The sequence below is a fragment of the Streptosporangium sp. NPDC000239 genome (genome assembly GCF_040300765.1).
Lineage (GTDB): Bacteria > Actinomycetota > Actinomycetes > Streptosporangiales > Streptosporangiaceae > Streptosporangium.
Genome location: NZ_JBEPEI010000013.1, coordinates 46,777 through 65,960 on the forward strand (window position 1 = coordinate 46,777; position 19,184 = coordinate 65,960).

The window sequence follows — 19,184 nt, forward strand, 5'->3', positions numbered from 1 at the left end:
CGGCAGACCCGTGGCGGCGCGGTTCCGACGGGAACGCCGACGGCCCGCCACGCCGATACTTCCGCAAGGACGCATATCCGGCGGGTCCACACCGTCAAGGACCTGAACCGAACCCGACGGCCGCCCCACGCGAGACGCTCGGCGGGGAAACCCCTGCCGAGCGTCTCGCCAAGCCTCCGGCGGCAGCCGGTTGATCGACCTGTGTTACGACGACCTCTGGAATCGGGCCTTCGGGCGTCGCGGATCTGCGGGGGCCGTCAGACGTTGAACCTGAACTCGACGACGTCGCCGTCGCGCATCACGTAGTCCTTGCCCTCGATGCGGGCCTTGCCCGCCTGGCGGGCGGCGGCGATGGAGCCCGCCTCGACCAGTTCGTCGAAGGAGACGATCTCGGCCTTGATGAAGCCACGCTGGAAGTCGGTGTGGATGACCCCGGCGGCCTCGGGGGCGGTCGCGCCCTTGCGGATCGTCCAGGCCCTGGTCTCCTTGGGACCGGCGGTCAGGTAGGTCTGCAGGCCGAGCGTCTCGAAGCCGACGCGGGCGAGCTGGGCCAGGCCCGACTCCTGCTGGCCCACGGACTGCAGCAGCTCAAGGGCCTCCTCCTCGGACAGCTCGACCAGCTCGGACTCGATCTTGGCGTCGAGGAAGACCGCCTCGGCGGGGGCGACGAGCGCGGACAGACGGGCCCTGAGGTCGTCGTCGGTCAGCTCGTCGGCGTCGAGGTTGAAGGCGTACAGGAACGGCTTGGCGGTCAGCAGGTGCAGCTCACGCAGGTCCGCGAGGTCGATGCCCGCGCCCTTGGCCCCGGCGTACAGGGTGGTGCCGCCGTCGAGGAGCTTGACGGCCGCCTCGACCGCGTCGAGGGCCGACTTGCGGTCCTTGTTGGTCCTGGCCTCCTTCTGGAGGCGGGGCAGCGCCTTCTCCAGGGTCTGCAGGTCGGCGAGGATCAGCTCGGTGTTGATCGTCTCGATGTCACGGCCCGGCTCGACGGCGCCGTCCACGTGGGTCACGTCGGGGTCGGCGAAGACACGGATGACCTGGCAGATGGCGTCGGTCTCCCGGATGTTGGCGAGGAACTGGTTGCCCCGCCCCTGCCCCTCGGAGGCGCCCTTGACCAGTCCGGCGATGTCCACGAACTCGACCTTCGCCGGGAGGATCTTCGCGGAGCCGAAGATCTCGGCCAGTTTCTCCAGACGGGGGTCGGGAACACCGACGATGCCCACGTTGGGTTCGATGGTGGCGAAGGGGTAGTTCGCCGCCAGGGCGTTAGCGGTCTTCGTCAGCGCGTTGAAAAGCGTTGACTTGCCGACGTTGGGCAATCCGACGATGCCGATGCTCAGGCTCACGTCAGCCGAGTTTACGGCGAATCACCCGGTGCTGACCGCCGCTGCGGGCCGGAGGCACCCGGAACCGGCGGTGCTGACATCATTCCGTGGTGGATGTCATGGCGCTCGCCTTCCAACTCGCCGTAGGACTCGCCGCCGGGCTCGCCATCGGGTTCCTGCTCGGCAGATCCCGTGCCTCCACGGGTGCGGACGACGTCGTGGCGCGCATGGCGGACGCCGAGGCGAGGGCGAAGGCCGCCGAGGAGAAGCTCGCCTACGTCGAAGGGCAGCTCACCGACCGGTTCCAGGCGCTGTCGGCCAAGGCGCTCGACGTCAACAACCTGCGTTTCCTCGAACTGGCCGAGGCCAGGCTCGCGGCGGGCCGGGCGGAGGCCGCGGGCGAGCTCGAACAGCGCAAGCAGGCCGTCGAACACCTGATCGAGCCGCTGAAGGACACCCTGGCGCGGGTCGAGACGCAGCTGCGTGACACCCAGGCCGGTCAGCGGGCCGCCCACGCCGAGCTGGCCAAGCACATCGACGTGGTCAGGGAGAGCAACGAGCAGCTGCGGCTGCAGACGACGGCGCTGGTGCGGGCGTTGCAGCGGCCCGAGGCCAGGGGCAGGTGGGGCGAGCTGCAGCTGCGCAGGGTCGCCGAGATCGCCGGGATGCAGCGGTTCTGTGACTTCGACGAGCAGGCGAGCGTGACCACCGCCGACGGCGCCCTCAGGCCCGACATGGTCGTACGGCTCGCGGGCGGCAAGAACATCGTGGTCGACTCCAAGGTCTCCCTGGCCGCCTACCTGGAGGCGGCGGAGTCGGCCGACCCCGAGCGCCAGTCGGTCAGGCTGGACGCCCACGCCCGGCATGTGCGCGAGCATGTGGACCGGCTGGCGGGCAAGGCCTACTGGCAGGCGTTCAGCCCGGCGCCCGAGTTCATGGTGCTGTTCATCCCCGGTGAGGCCTTCCTGGCGCCCGCGCTCGAACGTGACCCGGGGCTGCTCGAATACGCCATGCGGCGGCGGGTCCACATCGCGACGCCGACCACGTTGATCACGATGCTCCGTACCGCGCACTACGCCTGGCAGCAGGAGGCGCTCAGCGAGAACGCGCGGGCCGTCTTCGAGCTGGGCAAGGAGCTCTACGAACGGCTCGGCACCCTCGGGCAGCACATGGAGACGATGGGCCGTTCCCTGGGCAGGGCGGTCGAGGCGTACAACAAGACCGTCGGTTCCCTGGAGAGCCGGGTCCTGGTGAGCGCGCGCAAACTGAACGATCTGGGCCTCGTGGACGGCGAGCTGGACGGCCCCGGCAGCGTCGAGAACCTGCCGCGGGCGTTGACCTCGCCCGAACTGCTGGCAGAAGAGGAGTCAAGCCCGTCTCCCATCTCCCGCCTGAACGGTAAGTTGGCGGGCGACCTGCCCTAGAGATGCTGTTCCCCGCGAAGCGCAGGCGGCCGGAGACCGCAGGCGGACAGGGGGGTCGACGCGGGCCGAGGTCGAGGGGGGCACAGTGGTGAACGAGCGAGGCGACGGGCAGCCGCTTGATGAGGCCGCCCGTGTGGGCGGAGCCGACCGGCCGGGCGGGACCGGCCAGTCGAACGGGGCGGGCCGTACGGGTGGGGCCGCAGGCCGTACGGGCGGGACGGGGCGTAAGGACGAACGCGGGCGGCCGGGCGGCGGTGTCCGGCTGACCGCGAGGGGCGCGATCGCGCTGGTGCTGGTCTCGACGCTGGCGGGCAGGGTGCTCCAGGCGGTGGTCGGGCCGTCGGCGCTGCTCGGCCTGACGTTCGTGGCCGGCTGCGCGGGCGCGGTCGTGCTGGTGAACCGGCGGGACCTGCTCTCGCTGGTGGTCAGCCCACCACTGGTCTTCTTCGTCGCGGCGCTGGTCACCGAGGCCGTGAGCGCGATGGGGGCCAAGGTGCCGGTCCAGGCGTTCGGGCTCGGCATGTTCGCGCTGCTGTCGGCCAGTGCCCCGTGGTTGTTCGCGGGGTCGCTGCTGGTCCTGCTCGTCGCCTGGCGGCGCGGCCTGGCCACGTGCGTGCGCGAGCTGCGTGAGGAGCTGCGGGCGGCGGGACCGGCCCCCGCGCGGCAGAAGGCGACCGGCGCGGCCTTCGCCCCGGAGCCCGAGGGCTACTTCGAACCCAAGGTGTACGGCACGCCGCGCGAGGAGCAGCCCACCGAGGAGCGGCCCACCCAGGAGCAGGCGGCGGACGGCCGGTAGGGCGCGGGTGCCGTACGACACCCGCGCGGCCCGGTGGCGGGGCGGGTCAGACGGTCGCGCGCAGGTCCTTGCGCAGCTCGTGCGGCAGGGCGAAGCGGACGCTCTCCTCGACCGACTCGACCTCCTCGACGTGGTCGAAGCCGTGCCCGGCGAGGCGGGCCAGGACCCCGGCGACCAGTTCGTCGGGGACGGAGGCGCCGCTGGTCACGCCGACCGTCGTGACGCCGTCGAGCCACTCGTCCCTGATGAAGGAGGAGTCGTCGACCAGGTGGGCGGCGTCGGCCCCGTGGTCGAGGGCGACCTCGACCAGGCGCTTGGAGTTCGAGGAGTTCTCCGAGCCGACGACGATGACGAGCTGGGCCTGGGCGGCGATCTCCTTGACCGCGACCTGGCGGTTCTGGGTGGCGTAGCAGATGTCGTCGCTGGGCGGGTCGATGAGGTTGGGGAAGCGCGCCTTGAGCCGGGAGACCGTCTCGGTGGTCTCGTCGACCGACAGCGTGGTCTGTGACAGCCACACCAGCCGCTCGGGGTCGCGCACCTTGACCGTTTCGACCGAGTCGAGGCCGTCGACGAGCTGGATGTGCTCGGGTGCCTCGCCCGCGGTGCCCTCGACCTCCTCGTGGCCTTCGTGGCCGATGAGGAGGATGTCGTAGTCCTGGGAGGCGAAGCGCCTGGCCTCGTTGTGCACCTTGGTCACCAGCGGGCAGGTGGCGTCGATGGTCTTCAGGCGGCGCTGCGCGGCCTCCTCGTGGACGGCTGGGGAGACCCCGTGCGCGGAGAAGACGACGATGGCGCCCTCGGGCACCTCCTCGGTCTCCTCGACGAAGATCGCGCCGCGCTGTTCGAGCGTCCGGACCACATGGGTGTTGTGGACGATCTGCTTGCGGACGTAGATCGGCGCGCCGTACCGCTCCAGGGCCTTCTCCACAGCCTGGACCGCGCGGTCCACTCCGGCACAGTAACCACGAGGCTTGGCCACTAGGACGCGCCGGATCGTGGGGGTCTCTGACGTCATGTTCTTATGCTACGTGGAGCGCCCACTCGTCCTGTGGCCACATGAGGCATCGTCTTGCCCGACACTTGCCATACGGAACGACCCAAACAGATCCATCAGGGAGACGACATGTCAGTCCCCGACATCATTCGCAATGTCACCAGAAACGTGCGCGAGGCGCTTTCCAGCCGTGAGGAGTTCAAGGAGAAGACCAAGGATCTGCCGCTCTACGTGCTGCAGAGCACGCTGAGCGGGGTCGGCCAGGCCCTGCAGTTCGGCGGCCGCGTGAAGGACAGGATCAGGCGCCTCGCCGGGCAGGACGTGGAGGAGGAGACCGAAACCACCGAGACCGCCGAGCAGGCCGCCGACGACAAGCCCGCCCGCAGGGAGCCGGTGATCTTCGCCCCGCGTCCCGACAGGACGGCCGCCAAGGAGACCGCCGAGCCCGTCGAGCCGAAGGCCGAGGCGAACGGCGCCAGGACGCGCCCCGAACCCGTCATCTTCGCCCCCGCGAAGCCCGCCGCCGAGCCCACCGCGAAGCCCGCCACCGAGCCCGCCGCCGAGCCCACCGCGAAGTCCACCACCGAGACCCCGGAGAAGGCCGCCCCGCAGGCCGAGACTCCCGGGGCCGTCGCTGAGCCCGCCGCGAAGCCCGTCGGTGAGGTCGCCGAGGAAACCTCCGCCACCCCGGCTGACGCCCCCACCGACGCCGCCGTGAGCGCCCCCGCTGACGTCCCCGCCAAGCCTTCGGCCGAGACCCCCGCCGAAGCCCCCGCTGAGGCTTCCGCGGACGCCCCTGCGGAGGCCCCTGCCGAGCCCCTCGCTGAGACCACCACCGGGACCCCGGAGAAGGCCGCCCCGCAGGCTGAGACCACCGAGGCCCCCGAAGCCGCCAAGGCCCCCGAAGCCGCTGAGGCCGTTGAGCCTTCAGAGGCCTCAGGGACGAAGGCGGCCGAGGAGGAGAGCGCGCTCGTGGAGCCGATGCCGGGGTACGCCACCCTGACGATCGCCTCCCTGCGCGCCCGGATGCGCGGCAAGTCCGCCGAGCAGATCGGTGAGCTGCTCGCCTACGAGCGGGCCACCTCCGCCAGGCCCGAGGTCGTGCGCATGTACGAGAACCGCCTGGCCAAGCTCCAGGCCGCCGAATGACGGCCCGGGCCGCGTAGGCTCTGCGGACATGACCTCGAAGACCACCCCCGAACAGCCGCTTCCCGTCCGCACGGTGCTGCAGATGGTCGGCGGCTGGATCGGCAAACTCGGCACCGTGTGGGTCGAGGGGCAGATCACCGAGCTGACCGCCCGGGGTGGCACGGTCTTCCTGACGCTGCGCGACCCGGTGGCCAACGTCTCGGCCCGTGTCACCTGCCCGCGCGGCGTGTACGAGGCGACCGTCCCCCGCCCGGTGGACGGCGCCCGGGTCGTCATGCACCTGAAGCCGGACTTCTGGGTCAACAAGGGTTCCTTCGCCTTCACGGCCCTGGAGATGCGCCCCGTGGGGGTCGGCGAGCTGCTGGCCAGGCTCGAACGCCTGCGCCAGCTGCTCGCCTCCGAGGGGTTGTTCAAGGTGGACCGCAAGCGGCGGCTGCCGTTCCTGCCCGGCGTCGTGGGGCTGATCTGCGGCCGTGACTCGGCCGCGGAGCGCGACGTGCTGGAGAACGCGCGGCGCCGCTGGCCCGCGGTGCGGTTCAAGGTGGAGACGGTCGCCGTGCAGGGGCCGTACGCCGTGACCGAGGTCACCGAGGCGCTGCGCGGGCTCGACGCGGACGACGAGGTCGAGGTCATCGTCGTCGCGCGGGGCGGCGGCTCCCTTGAGGACCTGCTGCCCTTCTCCGACGAGTCGCTGGTCAGGGCCGTGGCGGCCTGCCGTACGCCGGTGGTCAGCGCCATCGGCCACGAGCAGGACAACCCGTTGCTCGACATGGTCGCCGACGTGCGGGCCTCGACCCCCACGGACGCGGCCAAGAAGGTCGTGCCCGACGTCGGTGAGCAGCTCACGCTGGTGCGCCAGCTACGTGACCGGGGGCGCAGGGTCGCGGGCGGGTGGCTCGACCGCGAGCTGACCTGGCTGGCGGCCGTACGGTCCCGGCCCGCGCTGGCCGACCCGGTCCGGGAGATCGAGCGCAGGGCCGAGCAGGCCGAGCAGCTCAGGGACCGTGCCCGGCGCTCCCTGGGCGCCTCCCTCGACCGGGCGGAGGACGCCCTGGGGCATCTGCGGGCCCGGCTGGTCGCGCTGTCGCCCGCGGCGACGCTGGAGCGCGGCTACGCGATCGTGCAGCGCCCCGGCGGCGAGGTCGTACGGCGGGCGGCCGACGTCGCCCCCGGCGCCGAGCTGACGATCAGGTTCCCCGACGACCGGGTCACCGTCAGACGGGACTCCGCCACGTGAGCGAGGGGTAGCCGTCGGCGGTGAAGCCCATCTCCCGGTAGAGCGGCGCCCCGTCGGAGGTGGCGTGCAGGTCGATCCTGCGGATGTCCCTGGCGCGGTACCACGCCATGAGGGCGGCCAGCACGGCCCTGCCGTGTCCCTGCCTGCGGTGGGCGGGGTCGGTCGTCATGCCCTGGATGTAGCCGTAGCGTCCGTCGGGCAGGCCGGGGCCGGGGAAGCGGTCGAAGATGAGACCGACCCCGCAGGAGGCGAGTCCGCCCTCGGGGGCGTCGACCACGTAGACGGCGGTGTCGAGACTGCCGATCCGCTCGCTGAGACTGTCGGCGTAGGACTCGCGCCAGCCTCCGTCGATCGGGAAACTGCCGTCCATCGCCATGCGGTCGGCCAGGATCTGGCGGAGCCGTACCAGTTCGGGGATGTCCTCGGATGTCGCGGGGCGAACACTCACCGGCCCAGTCTCCCAGGCGGAAGATCGTCGGCGGTCGGCGGGTCCCCGTCAGGGGCCTGTCCGCGGAACTTTCCACCTACCGAGGTCGCCCAGGCCGCGCCCCGCGGAACAAGCCCTAGGGTGGGGGCGTGGCCGATGAGAAGACACCGTCGTACGAGCAGGCGCGTGAGGAGCTGACCGAGGTGGTCCGCCGTCTTGAGGCGGGCGGGCTCACCCTGGAGGAGTCCATCCAGCTGTGGGAACGGGGCGAGCGGCTCGCGGCATTGTGCGAGGAGTGGCTGCAGGGCGCCCGGGTGAAGCTGGCGGCGGCCATGGCGCAGCGCAGGGGGCCGGACCCGGCGGGAGACGCGCCCTTCCAGCCCTTCTAGGTCAGTTTGGTCTGCTGCTTGAGGGTCGCGGCCAGGGCGGACAGCTCGTCCCACTGGGCGGTGCCGGTGACGACGAGTGTGACGTCGGGCAGAACCCGCACCAGGGAGCGCTGGTTCTTGTCCTCGCGGAAGCGCTTCTCCCAGGTCACCCCGTCGACCTGGAGGCTGCCCTGGGGGCGGTCGCTGTTGGCCATCCGGTTGGCGAACCCCGCGGCGGGCCGTTCGTCGCTCTGGGCGATCAGGGCGTGGGCGCGCTTGGCGGTGGCGAAGCCGAGCCGCCAGGTCACGGTCGTCTTGCCCTCGCTGTCCTTGCCCTTGGTCATCCGCGAACTCGTCGGCACCCAGTTGGCGAGCACGGACGCGGGGGACCACACCTGGTACGGCGCGTCCCGGCGCATGTTGGCCACGTCGATCGAGTAGTCGACCTTGGGAATGTGCTCGGTACGGCTCTGCGGGGTCACCAGGAGAAAGACACCGACGCCCGCGAGACAGACCATCATCGCGAACGCGTATCCGTAGAAGCCCTGAGTGAACCGTCTCACGACCATCGAGACTATCCGCTCGCGGGGGCGCTCCCGCCTCAGGGGCGCCGGATCTGCCCGATGATGCCCAGTACGTTCTCGGCGAGGGCGCGGGAGGTCTCCTCGTCCGGTGACAGGACGACCTCGATGACGGCGGCGTCCAGCGCCCCGGTGAGCACCACGACCAGCGCGTTCTCGCCGTCGAACAGGCTGGCGCTGCGCCTGGTCCACCGGCGCAGCCGTTCGCGCATGACGACCTCGAAGCCGGGCGGCCCGTCACCGCGCAGGAACAGCGCGGCGATCTCGCGCTCGGTCAGGCAGCCGTCGAGGTAGGCGCGGGCGCCCGCGACGAACAGCCGCACGGGGTCGTCCTCACCCGTGGCGCGGGCCGTGTGGACGGCCTGCCTGGTCCGCCGGGCCTGCCGCTCCTGGAACTCCTCGAACAGCGTCAGGTAGAGGTCAGCCTTGCCGGAGAAGTGGTGGTAGAGGCTGCCGACGCTCGCCTCGGCCCTGGAGACGATGTCGGTGACGCCGGTGTCGGCGAAACCGCCGGTGAGAAAGGCCTCCCTGGCTGCGGCGAGCAGGGCCGTACGTGTCGCGGCGCCTCGTTCCGAGGCGCGTGCGGTCAGGCCCGCGGGTTCCCGTTCCGTGTCACGGCTCATCGTGGGGACATTATCCTCCGCTGCTCGGTCAGAAGAGGGACAACTACGATCGATGTGCAGCAATCCACGAGAGGGGCCCTCCGCCATGTCCGATCAGACGACCGTCCCTGCCGAACTGGCCACGGGTGAACACGCACCTGATCGCAACCTCGCCCTCGAACTCGTCCGGGTGACCGAGGCGGCGGCGATGTCCGCGGCCCGCTGGGTCGGGCGGGGTGACAAGAACGGCGCGGACGGCGCCGCGGTGAACGCCATGCGCCAGCTGATCAACACCGTGTCGATGAGCGGTGTGGTGGTGATCGGCGAGGGCGAGAAGGACAACGCGCCGATGCTCTACAACGGTGAGCGCGTCGGCGACGGCAGCGGCGCCGAGTGCGACGTGGCCGTCGACCCGATCGACGGCACCCGGCTGACCGCGCTCGGCATGCCGAACGGCATCTCGGTCATCGCGGTCAGCGAGCGCGGCTCGATGTACGACCCGTCGGCTGTCTTCTACATGGACAAGCTGGTCACCGGGCCCGAGGCGGCCGACGCGGTGGACATCAACGCCCCGGTCGCCGACAACATCGCCGCGGTGGCACGTGCCAAGGGCGGCGCGCCCTCCGACGTGACCGTGGTGATCCTCGACCGGCCGCGCCACGACAAGGTCATCCGGCAGATCCGGGAGGCGGGCGCCCGGATCAAGCTCATCACCGACGGCGACGTGGCCGGTGCCATCATGGCGGCCCGCGCGGGCACGGGCGTCGACCTGATGCTCGGCATCGGCGGCACGCCCGAGGGCATCATCGCGGCGTGCGCGCTCAAGTGCCTGGGCGGGGTCATCCAGGGCAGGCTGTGGCCGCAGGACGACGCCGAGCGGCGCAGGGCGCTGGACGCCGGTCTCGACCTCGACGCCACGCTGACCACCGACGACCTGGTCAGGTCGGACGACGTCTTCTTCGCCGCGACCGGGATCACCGACGGTGAGCTGATGCAGGGCGTGCGCTACCGGAGCGGGCGGGCCGTGACCAACTCCCTGGTCATGCGGGGCCGTTCCGGCACGATCCGCAAGATCGAGAGCGAGCACCAGCTCTGGAAGCTGCGGGCCTACAGCGCGATCAACTTCGACGACGCGAGCTGACCCGTCACGCCGACCGGCGGCGGAACCACGGCCTGCGGGGACGTTTGGGCGACTTGGCGACGACGTTGCCCATGGTGACGAGGCCGGTGATCTCGATCACCGGCCCGTCCGGGGAGGGCGGGACCTGGTTCTTCCTTCCCGCCATGAACCCCGACCCGGACATCAGGATGCGCACCCCCTCGGGGACGATCAGGGTGAGGGTGGCGGCCATCACGGTGACGTTCAGCGTCACGTGGCTCGACTGGAGCACCGCCTCGCGCAGGTCGAGGGTGACGTTGGCGCAGATGGCGGTGGCGGAGTAGCGGGTGGGCACCACCCAGCGGCCCGCGTGTGTCTGGGTGCCGAATAGGGCCATGACGGGCCGGACGTCGGTGCGCAGGGGCTGCTCCTCCGGCGGGAGCAGGTCCGTGGTGAACGCCGCGAGCTCACCCAGGGTCCTGGCCTGGTAGACGGCGGTGAGGCGTTCCTCGTGTTCGTCGGGGGTGAGCCTGCCGTCGGCGAGCGCGTCGGCCAGCACCGCCGCCACGCGTTCCCGGTCGTCGTTGCCCGCCCTCAGATCACCGGGACGCGGTTCGTACACGGGATCGCGAGGCGCCGGGGGAGGGTAGCTGTCCACCTCTCGACCATAACCTTCCGGGGAACCCGTGAAGCCTCCGCGTGAGCGTCCGTTGACCGTCGGGTACGGCAGCTCCCCGGTCCTTCGGGTCTCCCGGCTCGCCGGAGGCTTCCGGCCCTCCCTGCCCGCGGCCTGTCCACGGTTGCGTCCGGGAGACCGTCTAGGGCGCCTTCGTCATGGGCAGGCGCGGGTCGTCGGGGGCCTGGCCGTGCGCCCGGATCTCGGGGGCCGCCGCCGGGCGCTCGGGCCCGGCCAGCACGCTCAGGTGGTAGAGGTCATGGCCCGGCGCCGCCGTCGACGGACCGTGGCAGCCGTGCGGGACGAGCACCACGTCCCCTGAGGAGACCTCGGTCACCGTCTCGTGGGCGCCGTGAATCCGCTGGTAGCCGGGCCCGCCCTCGAAGTAGTAGATCCGCTCGCGCACGGCCCCGCACTCCGGGGTCGCGTCGTGCTCGTACGGCGGGCAGGGCGTACGGTTGCCGCCCGGGGTGAGCACCTCGACCGCGACGAGCCGGTCGCACTCGAAGGCGCCGGGGGCGCAGAAGCCGTTGATCTGGCTGCTCGTCCGGCCCTCCCCGCGCACCTCGACGGGCACCTCGCGGGCGGGGCCGTACCTGACGGGAAAGCTTCTGCTCGCGCGGGCCGTGGGGAAGGCGAAGCGGCCTGCGCCGGTGATCCTGACCGTCGCGCCGACGGGCAGGTAGGCGAAGTCGCTGACCGCGTGGAAGACGGAGACACGCCCTTCGAGGGCGAGCCGTACGCCGTCGCACTCGATCCGGCACGAACCGGAGAGCGGCAGGACCAGCATCTCCTCGTCGCCGGTGCAGAAGAGCACGCTCTCGTCGGAGAGCGTGAGCAGGCGGAGCCCGGCGTGGTTCCAGCCCGCCGTCTCCGGGGTGATCCACAGCGCCCACGGCGCCAGGGTGGAGGTACCCGCGGGGACGAGGGTCATGGTCTCTCCCGACGTCGTGTTTCGCACGATCCTTCGCCCATGCCGCCTCCAGCGTGTCCTGGCCGTTACCGGCAGGCGTATAACACCGTCGGCCCGACCACAAGACCCACCGCCGCACACGGTATGACGGCGGCCGTGGACATCGACATAACGACGGCCGATTCCCGCGCGAATTACCCGTCCGACCTGCGCCGGGGCCGGGGCGGGCGGCCGGACTACCTTCGACAACCGCGGCCCGGGACCGGGTCGCGGGGTTCGACTGGAGGAGGACACATGGACCTGCGACTGTCCGGACAGGTGGCCGTCGTCACCGGGGCGTCCAAGGGAATCGGGCTGGCGGTCGTGAGCACCCTGCTGGCCGAGGGCGCCCGGGTGGTCGCCGCCTCGCGCGGGAGCAGCCCGGGGCTTGAGGCGCTCGCCGGAGACGACCTGGTGCACGTCGCGGTCGACCTCATGGAGCCGTCGGCTCCCGGACTGGTCGTCGCCCGTGCCGTCGAGGAGTTCGGCGGGCTGGACATCCTGGTCAACAACGCCGGAGGGCCGCCGCCCGGGGTGACGTTGCCGCGTTCGTCGTTCTTCGAGGCCGGTGACGACGACTGGCGGACGGTGTTCGAGCTCAACCTGTTCTCGGTGGTGCGCGCCGTACGGGCGGCCGTCCCACTGATGCTGCGGCGGGGCGGCGGGGCGATCGTCAACGTCTCCTCGGGCAACGCCAGGCAGCCCTCGCAGATGAACGTCGACTACGGCGCGGCCAAGGCGGGCGTGAACAACCTGACCAAGGCTCTGTCCGAGGAGTTCGGCCCGCAGGGCATCCGGGTGAACACGGTCTCCCCCGGTCCGGTCCGCACGCCGTGGTGGACCAAGCAGGGCGGCGCGGCCGACGTCATCGCCTCGATGACGGGTTCCGACCGGGACAGCGTGATGGACCGCCTGGCGCCGGAGATGATGCGCCTGACCACCGGCCGCCTGGTCGACCCGCAGGAGGTGGCCGACGCGGTCGCGCTGCTGGCCTCCCCGAGGTCGGCCAGCACCACGGGGGCCGACTTCGTGGTGGACGGCGGCTTCCTCAAGGCGGTCTGATCCGTCGCCTCCTCCGGAGGTCAGTGGGTGAGCCGCTCGTGGGTCTGTCCCTGGATCTGTCCGGGGCTCTGCTCCGGGGCGCTGCGCTGGCTGGGCAGGTCACTCCTCTCCAGCCGGCGCCTGCGCTGCTCCGCCTTGGAGATGTCGGCCGGCTGCTGGGGCGCCTCGCCTTCGTTGCTTCTGATGGTCGCCAGCGCTATCGCGATCAGCGAGACCGCCAGTCCCGCGACCACGAGGAGAGCCAGGATCGCGAGCATCACGATGTTGCTGCTCAGGATGGTGTCCACGGTTCCCATGACGTCCTCCGGCCTTCTCTCTTTCCACCTTTCTCCTCTTCTTCGCGAAGGGTGGTCGAAAAGCCGTCATTAAAGGCCCAAATGTTGATATATGCCTTTTGGTGGGTTTGTGGTGCCCGACCACGGCGAGGAGGCGTGAGCGGCAGGCCGTACCCTCTATGAGACCGGAGAAGGCCACCGGCACGGAGGACCGAGGACGATGCCCGAGTTCGACTACACCGACCTGCTTCCGCTGGGACAGGACGAGACCGAGTACCGCCTGATCAGCACCGAGGGGGTGCGTGTCGTCGAGGCGGCGGGCCGCAGGTTCCTCGAAGTCGATCCCGAGGCGCTGCGACTGCTGACCGAGACGGCCGTCCACGACATCTCCCACTACCTTCGCTCCTCCCACCTGGCCCAGCTTCGCAAGATCGTCGACGACCCCGAGTCGAGTGGGAACGACCGCTTCGTCGCGCTCGACCTGCTCAAGAACGCCTCGATCTCGGCGGGCGGCGTGCTGCCGATGTGCCAGGACACCGGCACCGCGATCGTCATGGGCAAGCGGGGGCGTCACGTGCTCACCGACGGCGCGGACGCCGAGCACATCTCGCGCGGTGTCTACGACGCCTACACCAGGCTGAACCTGCGCTACTCCCAGATGGCCCCGATCACCATGTGGGAGGAGAGGAACACCGGCTCCAACCTGCCCGCCCAGATCGAGCTGTACGCCGAGGACCCCAACGGGCACCCCGACGAGTACAAGCTGCTGTTCATGGCCAAGGGCGGCGGCAGCGCCAACAAGTCCTTCCTGTACCAGGAGACCAAGGCGGTCCTCAACGAGAAGCGGATGCTCGCCTTCCTTGAGGAGAAGATCCGCTCCCTGGGCACCGCCGCGTGCCCGCCGTACCACCTGGCGATCGTCGTGGGCGGCACCTCTGCCGAGTTCGCCCTGAAGACGGCCAAGTACGCCAGCGCCCGCTACCTGGACTCCATCCCCACCTCGGGCTCCCCCAGCGGCCACGGCTTCCGCGACACCGAGCTTGAGGCGAAGGTCTTCGAGCTCACCCAGAAGCTCGGCATCGGCGCCCAGTTCGGCGGCAAGTACTTCTGCCACGACGTCCGCGTCATCCGCCTGCCCCGGCACGGCGCCTCCTGCCCGGTCGCCATCGCGGTCTCCTGCAGCGCCGACCGCCAGGCGCTGGCCAAGATCACGGCCGACGGGATCTTCCTTGAGCGGCTGGAGACCGACCCGGCGAGGTTCCTGCCCGAGACCACGGACGAGCACCTGTCCGACGACGTGGTACGGATCGACCTCAACCGCCCGATGCAGGAGATCCTCGCCGAGCTGACCAAGTATCCGGTCAAGACGCGCCTGTCCCTGACCGGCCCGCTGGTCGTGGCCCGTGACATCGCGCACGCCAAGATCGGCGAGCTGCTCGACGCGGGCGGCGAGATGCCGCAGTACATGAAGGACCACGCGGTCTACTACGCCGGTCCCGCCAAGACCCCCGAGGGATACGCCTCCGGATCGTTCGGCCCGACGACGGCGGGCCGCATGGACTCCTACGTCGAGCGCTTCCAGGCCGCGGGCGGTTCCATGGTCATGCTGGCCAAGGGCAACCGCTCCAAGCAGGTCACCGACGCCTGCGCGACCCACGGCGGCTTCTACCTCGGCTCCATCGGCGGCCCCGCCGCCCGGCTCGCCCAGGACTGCATCAGGAAGGTCGAGGTCCTGGAGTATCCGGAGCTGGGCATGGAGGCCGTCTGGAAGATCGAGGTCGAGGACTTCCCGGCGTTCATCGTGGTCGACGACAAGGGCGACGACTTCTTCACCGACCGCACGGGGCCGGTGCTGTCCATCGGGCGGCGCTGACCTGAGACGACCCTGGGAGGGGGCGGGGAGATCCTCGCCCCCTTTTCCGTGTTCCGTTTTGCGTCCCTGCCAAGGTGTTCCGGCGGCCGCGTTTCAATGGCCGGATGGACACCTCACGGGCGCGGGCCCTGTTCGTGACCGCCAGGGTCGCCCGCCTGGCAACCGTCAGCGCCGGTGCCGCCGTCAGCGCCGGCGCGCCCCGGATCGTCCCGGTGACCTTCGACGTGGACGGTGACACGGTCGCCTTCGCGATCGACCACAAGCCGAAGCGCACGACGGATCTGCGGCGGCTGCGTGACATCGCCGCCGACGACCGGGTGTGCCTGCTGGCCGACCACTACGAGGACGACTGGACGCGGCTGTGGTGGGTCCGTGCCGACGGCAGGGCCAGGATCGTCACGGACGGGCCCGGCAGGGAGCGCGCCCTGGCCCGTCTGGCCCGGCGCTACCCGCAGTATCGCGAACGGCCTCCGCACGGCCCCGTCGTGCTCATCGAGGTGACGTCGTGGACGGGATGGGCCTTCAGCGATCCGCCGGGAGAGGGCTGAGAAAGGTCCCGCGCGGGAGGACGGTGCGAACGCCCTCGATCCGACCGGCTCGGGACGGCCCGGACCACACGGACGTCCGTGCCGCGCCGCGCCGTACGGGTGTGCGGGACCCCCTCCGGACCAGCTGACACCTGCCATCATGATGTAATTGCGAATTACTTGCAACTACTAAGAGTCCTAGGTCGCAAGTCTGATGCACATGCATGTATCCGGCAGTAGTGTCGGCGAAGTACCGACCAACGAGGAGGTAGACCTTCATGGGTGAGTACACCCTTCCGGATATGCCCTACGACTACGCGGCGCTTGAGCCCGCGATCACCGGCGAGATCCTGGAGCTGCACCACTCCAAGCACCACGCCGCCTACGTCAAGGGCGCCAACGACACCCTGGAGCGGCTGGCCGAGGCCCGCGACAAGGGCGAGTTCGGCGGTCTCGTCGGCCTTGAGAAGACCTTCGCCTTCAACCTGTCCGGCCACGTGCTGCACTCGATCTTCTGGGAGAACCTCTCCCCCGACGGCGGCGACCGCCCCGACGGTGAGCTGGCCTCCGCCATCGACGAGCACTTCGGCTCGTTCGAGGCCTTCCAGAAGCAGCTGACCACCGCGACCGCCGGGGTGCAGGGTTCCGGCTGGGGCGTGCTGGCCTGGGAGCCGCTCAGCCGCCGCCTGGTCGTCGAGCAGATCTACGACCACCACGGCAACGTCGGGCTGAACACCACGCCGCTGCTGGTCTTCGACGCCTGGGAGCACGCCTACTATCTCCAGTACCGCAACGTGCGCCCCGACTACGTCGAGAAGCTGTGGTCGCTGATCAACTGGGACGACGTGAAGCGGCGCTTCTCGACAGCGACGAGCGCGAAAATCTGACCGAAGAACGCAAGAAGTTTCGGCCCGGTCCCTACTGGTCGCATTACGCAAATCGGTAAGCTGCCCATCATGCGTGCGCCCTCCGGATACCTCCTTGCAGCGCGCTACCGGCTTTCCGAGCCGGTCGGGCGCGGCGGCATGGGTACCGTCTGGCGCGCGCACGACGAGTTGCTCGACCGCGAGGTCGCGGTCAAGGAGGTGCGGCTGCCCCTCGTCCTGGACGAGGACCTGCGGGCGGAACTGTGCGCCAGGACCGAGCGTGAGGGGCGGGCGACCGCGATGGTCGCCCATCCCTCGGTCATCACCGTCTTCGACGTCGTGACGGAGGACGAGCGTCCCTGGATCGTGATGGAGCTGCTGCGCGCCAGATCCCTGGAGCAGCTCCTGCAGGACCGGGGACCGCTGCCGCCCCGCGAGACCGCCGAGATCGGCCGCCAGGTCCTCGGGGCGCTGCGGGCCGTACACGCCAAGGGGATCCTGCACCGGGACGTCAAGCCGAGCAACGTCCTGGTGACCGACGACCGGGCGGTGCTCACCGACTTCGGCCTGGCCGCGCTCGAAGGCGACGTGTCGATCACCCAGGCGGGCATCGTGCTCGGCTCCGCCGGATACATCGCCCCTGAGCGCGTGCTCGGCGCCAAGGCCACCCCCTCGGCCGACCTGTGGTCGCTCGGCGCGACCCTCTACACCGCCGTCGAGGGCCGCGGCCTGCACGGACGCCGTACGGCGGCCGCCGCCCTGGCCGCGTTGACCAGCGGTGAGCCGATCCCGATGGAGAAGGCCGGCCCGCTGACCCCGGTACTGCGCGGCCTGCTCATGATCGACCCGGCGGCCAGGCTCGACGCGGTGCGCGCCTCGATGATGCTCGCCAGGGTCGCGGCGGGCGGGACGGCGGAGGAGCCGCTCGCCAGGACCACGGGCAGGATCGGCAGGAACACCGCGACGCTCACGGTCCCGTCGTTCAACCGCCGTCCGCAGCACCGTGGGCTGCACCGCGCGGGTTCCGCGCCGTTGCCGCCGCCCCCGCTCATCCCTCCGCCTCCGCAGACCGTGGCGCAGCCTCCCGCGCCACCCCCGCCGTACCCGCCGCCCTCGTCCAGGGCGCACCGCCGCCCGGCGGAGGGGATGCACCGCAAGCCGATGAGCCAGGCCCCGGAACCGCGGCCGTTTGTCCGGTTCGTCACGCCCCTGATCCGCCTGGTGCTCCCTCGGCTGTTGTGGCCTAAGGAGCTCCGTAAGCGAAGATAAAGCGAGCTTCAAGGAAGAATCGCTATCTTCTTCTCATGCCGGAACAGCAGACGCGCGTGCTCGCTGACCGCTACGAGCTGATCACACCGCTCGGCCGGGGGACGATGGGGACCGTTTGGCGTGCCCACGACCGTTCCCTCGGTCGTGAGGTCGCGATCAAAGAGATCCGTCAGGAGCCCGGGCTCAGCGAGGCACAACGCGCCGAACTTCGGGAGCGCATGATCCGTGAGGGTCGTACGGCAGCCCGCATCAGTCATCCCTCGGTGGCCACCGTCCACGACGCGATCGTCGAGGACGGCAGCCCGTGGATCATCATGGAGCTCGTCCAGGCCCGCTCCCTCGAACAGGTCATCGAGGAGGAGGGGCCGCTGCCGCCCCGGCTCGTCGCCGAGATCGGCGTGGACCTGATCGGCGCGCTGCGCGCCGCCCACGACCAGGGCATCCTGCACCGGGACGTCAAGCCGGGCAACGTGCTGGTCACCGAGAGCGGCAGGGTGGTGCTCACCGACTTCGGCATCGCCAAGGCGGAGGGGGACAGCAGCCTCACCAAGACCGGCATGGTGATCGGCTCGCCCGGCTACACGGCGCCGGAGCGGGCACGCGGTGAGCACACCGGCCCCGAGTCCGACCTGTGGTCACTCGGCGCGACGCTGTACTTCGCCGTCGAGGGCCGTCCGGCCTACGAGCGTTCCTCGGTGGCCGAGACCCTGGCCGCGCTGATGACGGACAAGGCCGATCCGCCGACCCAGGCCGGCCCGCTCCGGCCGGTGCTCGAACACCTCCTGGAGCGGGACCACACCGCCCGTCCCTCACACCTGCAGGCGATCGCGATGCTCAGGACCGTCGCGGACACCCCGACCGGGTCCATCCCGGTCGTGCCGCCCCTGGAGGCCCCCGGCGCGTCCCAGAAGGCGGCCTCCCAGAAGGCGGCGCCCGGAACAGCCGCCGGGGGCACCGGAGGCACCGAAGGCACTGCCGCGAAGGCCGTCCCTGAGGCGTCCAGGCCTGCCGGGGTACCCGTCAACCCCGTCCAGTCCCCGTCCCGCCCCTCCACGGCCCAGCCGCCCGTACAGGCCCCGGCTCCGGCTCCCGCCCAGCCCTCCGCGCCGGCTCCCGCTCCGGTCTCCTCGCAGGGAGACGACGAGGAGTTCGACGCCAACCGCACGGTGGTGGTCATCCGCCCCAAGGGGGGTCTGCGCCTGCCTCCCGGTCCGCAGGCCGCCGCTCCCGTCCCGCCGACGGCCCCCGCGCCGGTCGACGGGCGCCCTGCCGTACCCGGCCTCGGAACGCCGGTCGCGGGAGCGCGGACTCCCTCCCCGCCTGCCCCTCCGGTGCGGGACAGGCCGGTCGCGGGCCCCTCGGCCCCTCCCCCTTCCCCGGGCTTCCCGCCCGGCGGAGCCGTACCGCCGCCGCAAGGACCGCCGCTCCAAGGACCGCCGCAGGGTCCCTGGGCGCCCGCCGGGCAGCCGGGGGACGGCGTGCGTTCCCACGGGCTCGGGACCGACCTGTTCGCCATCGCCGGGCAGAACGGCCCCTCCGCCCAGAACGGTCAGGCGCCCCAGCGGAAGTCCTCCGGGAGCCGGACCGGGGTGCTCGTCCTCATGGGCGTGGCGGCCGTCGCCCTGGTGGTGATCGTCATCCTGGGCGTGTCCTTCCTGACCGGCTGAACCGGCTGAACCGGC

20 protein-coding genes are annotated in these 19,184 nt (G+C 71.0%); 12 read left to right on the top strand and 8 right to left on the bottom strand.

Going from position 1 to position 19,184, the window contains the following annotated elements:
- Positions 1-257: 257 nt before the first annotated feature.
- On the bottom strand, positions 258-1,346 hold the full coding sequence (gene ychF, locus ABT340_RS27750; protein WP_352013771.1) for a redox-regulated ATPase YchF: 1,089 nt from the start codon (positions 1,344-1,346) through the stop codon (positions 258-260).
- 98 nt (positions 1,347-1,444) lie between these two features.
- On the opposite strand from ychF, the gene ABT340_RS27755 reads away from it, so the two are divergent.
- Together ABT340_RS27755 and ABT340_RS27760 are read left to right on the top strand one after the other, a co-directional pair.
- Positions 1,445-2,749 (top strand): DNA recombination protein RmuC, encoded by a 1,305-nt coding sequence (locus tag ABT340_RS27755; protein ID WP_352013935.1) that lies wholly within the window; start codon positions 1,445-1,447, stop codon positions 2,747-2,749.
- A gap of 88 nt (positions 2,750-2,837) precedes the next feature.
- Positions 2,838-3,545 carry a DUF6542 domain-containing protein gene (locus ABT340_RS27760; protein ID WP_352013772.1) on the top strand — a complete coding sequence of 236 codons (708 nt, stop codon included), beginning with the start codon at positions 2,838-2,840 and terminating at the stop codon, positions 3,543-3,545.
- 46 nt (positions 3,546-3,591) lie between these two features.
- Here the strand turns inward: ABT340_RS27760 and ABT340_RS27765 are convergent, their stop codons facing one another.
- Complete coding sequence (locus ABT340_RS27765; protein ID WP_352013773.1) at positions 3,592-4,560, bottom strand: 4-hydroxy-3-methylbut-2-enyl diphosphate reductase; 969 nt, start codon at positions 4,558-4,560, stop codon at positions 3,592-3,594.
- Positions 4,561-4,668: 108 nt separating this feature from the next.
- On the opposite strand from ABT340_RS27765, the gene ABT340_RS27770 reads away from it, so the two are divergent.
- Positions 4,669-5,688, top strand: a complete 1,020-nt coding sequence (locus ABT340_RS27770; RefSeq protein WP_352013774.1) for a DUF8129 domain-containing protein — start codon at positions 4,669-4,671, stop codon at positions 5,686-5,688.
- A gap of 28 nt (positions 5,689-5,716) precedes the next feature.
- The gene (xseA, locus tag ABT340_RS27775) at positions 5,717-6,925 is read left to right on the top strand and encodes an exodeoxyribonuclease VII large subunit (RefSeq protein WP_352013775.1); all 1,209 of its coding nucleotides are present in this window, start codon (positions 5,717-5,719) and stop codon (positions 6,923-6,925) included.
- Here the strand turns inward: xseA and ABT340_RS27780 are convergent.
- A complete protein-coding gene (locus tag ABT340_RS27780) occupies positions 6,903-7,373 on the bottom strand; it encodes a GNAT family N-acetyltransferase (RefSeq protein ID WP_352013776.1) in 471 nt (156 codons plus the stop codon). The two genes, xseA and ABT340_RS27780, sit on opposite strands and share 23 nt — an antisense overlap.
- A 128-nt stretch (positions 7,374-7,501) precedes the next feature.
- Here ABT340_RS27780 and ABT340_RS27785 point away from each other — a divergent pair, with 128 nt between their 5' ends.
- Complete coding sequence (locus tag ABT340_RS27785; RefSeq protein ID WP_352013777.1) at positions 7,502-7,741, top strand: exodeoxyribonuclease VII small subunit; 240 nt, start codon at positions 7,502-7,504, stop codon at positions 7,739-7,741.
- On the opposite strand, the gene ABT340_RS27790 is transcribed toward ABT340_RS27785, so the two are convergent.
- Positions 7,738-8,283 (bottom strand): DUF4245 domain-containing protein, encoded by a 546-nt coding sequence (locus ABT340_RS27790; RefSeq protein WP_352013778.1) that lies wholly within the window; start codon positions 8,281-8,283, stop codon positions 7,738-7,740. The genes ABT340_RS27785 and ABT340_RS27790 overlap by 4 nt on opposite strands.
- Before the next feature lie 38 nt (positions 8,284-8,321).
- Positions 8,322-8,924, bottom strand: a complete 603-nt coding sequence (locus tag ABT340_RS27795) for a TetR/AcrR family transcriptional regulator (protein WP_352013779.1) — start codon at positions 8,922-8,924, stop codon at positions 8,322-8,324.
- 85 nt (positions 8,925-9,009) lie between these two features.
- Between ABT340_RS27795 and glpX the strand changes: the two genes are divergently transcribed.
- Positions 9,010-10,044, top strand: a complete 1,035-nt coding sequence (gene glpX, locus ABT340_RS27800; RefSeq protein ID WP_352013780.1) for a class II fructose-bisphosphatase — start codon at positions 9,010-9,012, stop codon at positions 10,042-10,044.
- Between the two features lie 4 nt (positions 10,045-10,048).
- Here glpX and ABT340_RS27805 read toward each other — a convergent pair whose 3' ends face one another.
- Both ABT340_RS27805 and ABT340_RS27810 read right to left on the bottom strand, forming a co-directional pair.
- Positions 10,049-10,660: a DUF1707 SHOCT-like domain-containing protein gene (locus tag ABT340_RS27805; protein ID WP_352013781.1), complete on the bottom strand. Its 612-nt coding sequence runs from the start codon at positions 10,658-10,660 to the stop codon at positions 10,049-10,051.
- Between the two features lie 160 nt (positions 10,661-10,820).
- Complete coding sequence (locus ABT340_RS27810) at positions 10,821-11,612, bottom strand: 5-deoxy-glucuronate isomerase (protein ID WP_352013782.1); 792 nt, start codon at positions 11,610-11,612, stop codon at positions 10,821-10,823.
- 273 nt (positions 11,613-11,885) lie between these two features.
- Here ABT340_RS27810 and ABT340_RS27815 point away from each other — a divergent pair, with 273 nt between their 5' ends.
- On the top strand, positions 11,886-12,692 hold the full coding sequence (locus ABT340_RS27815) for an SDR family NAD(P)-dependent oxidoreductase (RefSeq protein ID WP_352013783.1): 807 nt from the start codon (positions 11,886-11,888) through the stop codon (positions 12,690-12,692).
- Positions 12,693-12,712: 20 nt separating this feature from the next.
- On the opposite strand, the gene ABT340_RS27820 is transcribed toward ABT340_RS27815, so the two are convergent.
- A complete protein-coding gene (locus tag ABT340_RS27820) occupies positions 12,713-12,988 on the bottom strand; it encodes a hypothetical protein (RefSeq protein WP_352013784.1) in 276 nt (91 codons plus the stop codon).
- 199 nt (positions 12,989-13,187) lie between these two features.
- Between ABT340_RS27820 and ABT340_RS27825 the strand changes: the two genes are divergently transcribed.
- The 5 genes from ABT340_RS27825 to ABT340_RS27845 all read left to right on the top strand — a co-directional run bounded on the left by ABT340_RS27825 (position 13,188) and on the right by ABT340_RS27845 (position 19,169).
- Positions 13,188-14,840 carry a fumarate hydratase gene (locus tag ABT340_RS27825; RefSeq protein WP_352013785.1) on the top strand — a complete coding sequence of 551 codons (1,653 nt, stop codon included), beginning with the start codon at positions 13,188-13,190 and terminating at the stop codon, positions 14,838-14,840.
- Between the two features lie 104 nt (positions 14,841-14,944).
- Positions 14,945-15,388 (top strand): TIGR03668 family PPOX class F420-dependent oxidoreductase, encoded by a 444-nt coding sequence (locus ABT340_RS27830; RefSeq protein WP_352013786.1) that lies wholly within the window; start codon positions 14,945-14,947, stop codon positions 15,386-15,388.
- 257 nt (positions 15,389-15,645) lie between these two features.
- Positions 15,646-16,254 (top strand): superoxide dismutase, encoded by a 609-nt coding sequence (locus ABT340_RS27835; protein ID WP_352013787.1) that lies wholly within the window; start codon positions 15,646-15,648, stop codon positions 16,252-16,254.
- Between the two features lie 69 nt (positions 16,255-16,323).
- Positions 16,324-17,502 (top strand): serine/threonine-protein kinase, encoded by a 1,179-nt coding sequence (locus tag ABT340_RS27840; protein ID WP_352013788.1) that lies wholly within the window; start codon positions 16,324-16,326, stop codon positions 17,500-17,502.
- 35 nt (positions 17,503-17,537) lie between these two features.
- Entirely contained in the window at positions 17,538-19,169 is a 1,632-nt protein-coding gene (locus ABT340_RS27845; protein ID WP_352013789.1) for a serine/threonine-protein kinase, read from the top strand.
- The last annotated feature ends 15 nt before the right edge of the window (positions 19,170-19,184 follow it).

Coding starts and splice junctions, on each gene's coding strand:
- ABT340_RS27835 (WP_352013787.1), top strand. CDS start 15,646: ATGGGTGAGTACACCCTTCCGGATATGCCCTACGACTACGCGGCGCTT.
- ABT340_RS27815 (WP_352013783.1), top strand. CDS start 11,886: ATGGACCTGCGACTGTCCGGACAGGTGGCCGTCGTCACCGGGGCGTCC.
- ABT340_RS27845 (WP_352013789.1), top strand. CDS start 17,538: ATGCCGGAACAGCAGACGCGCGTGCTCGCTGACCGCTACGAGCTGATC.
- glpX (WP_352013780.1), top strand. CDS start 9,010: ATGTCCGATCAGACGACCGTCCCTGCCGAACTGGCCACGGGTGAACAC.
- ABT340_RS27770 (WP_352013774.1), top strand. CDS start 4,669: ATGTCAGTCCCCGACATCATTCGCAATGTCACCAGAAACGTGCGCGAG.
- ABT340_RS27825 (WP_352013785.1), top strand. CDS start 13,188: ATGCCCGAGTTCGACTACACCGACCTGCTTCCGCTGGGACAGGACGAG.
- ABT340_RS27830 (WP_352013786.1), top strand. CDS start 14,945: ATGGACACCTCACGGGCGCGGGCCCTGTTCGTGACCGCCAGGGTCGCC.
- ABT340_RS27810 (WP_352013782.1), bottom strand. CDS start 11,612: ATGACCCTCGTCCCCGCGGGTACCTCCACCCTGGCGCCGTGGGCGCTG.
- ABT340_RS27765 (WP_352013773.1), bottom strand. CDS start 4,560: ATGACGTCAGAGACCCCCACGATCCGGCGCGTCCTAGTGGCCAAGCCT.
- ABT340_RS27755 (WP_352013935.1), top strand. CDS start 1,445: ATGGCGCTCGCCTTCCAACTCGCCGTAGGACTCGCCGCCGGGCTCGCC.
- ABT340_RS27840 (WP_352013788.1), top strand. CDS start 16,324: ATGCGTGCGCCCTCCGGATACCTCCTTGCAGCGCGCTACCGGCTTTCC.
- xseA (WP_352013775.1), top strand. CDS start 5,717: ATGACCTCGAAGACCACCCCCGAACAGCCGCTTCCCGTCCGCACGGTG.
- ABT340_RS27820 (WP_352013784.1), bottom strand. CDS start 12,988: ATGGGAACCGTGGACACCATCCTGAGCAGCAACATCGTGATGCTCGCG.
- ABT340_RS27795 (WP_352013779.1), bottom strand. CDS start 8,924: ATGAGCCGTGACACGGAACGGGAACCCGCGGGCCTGACCGCACGCGCC.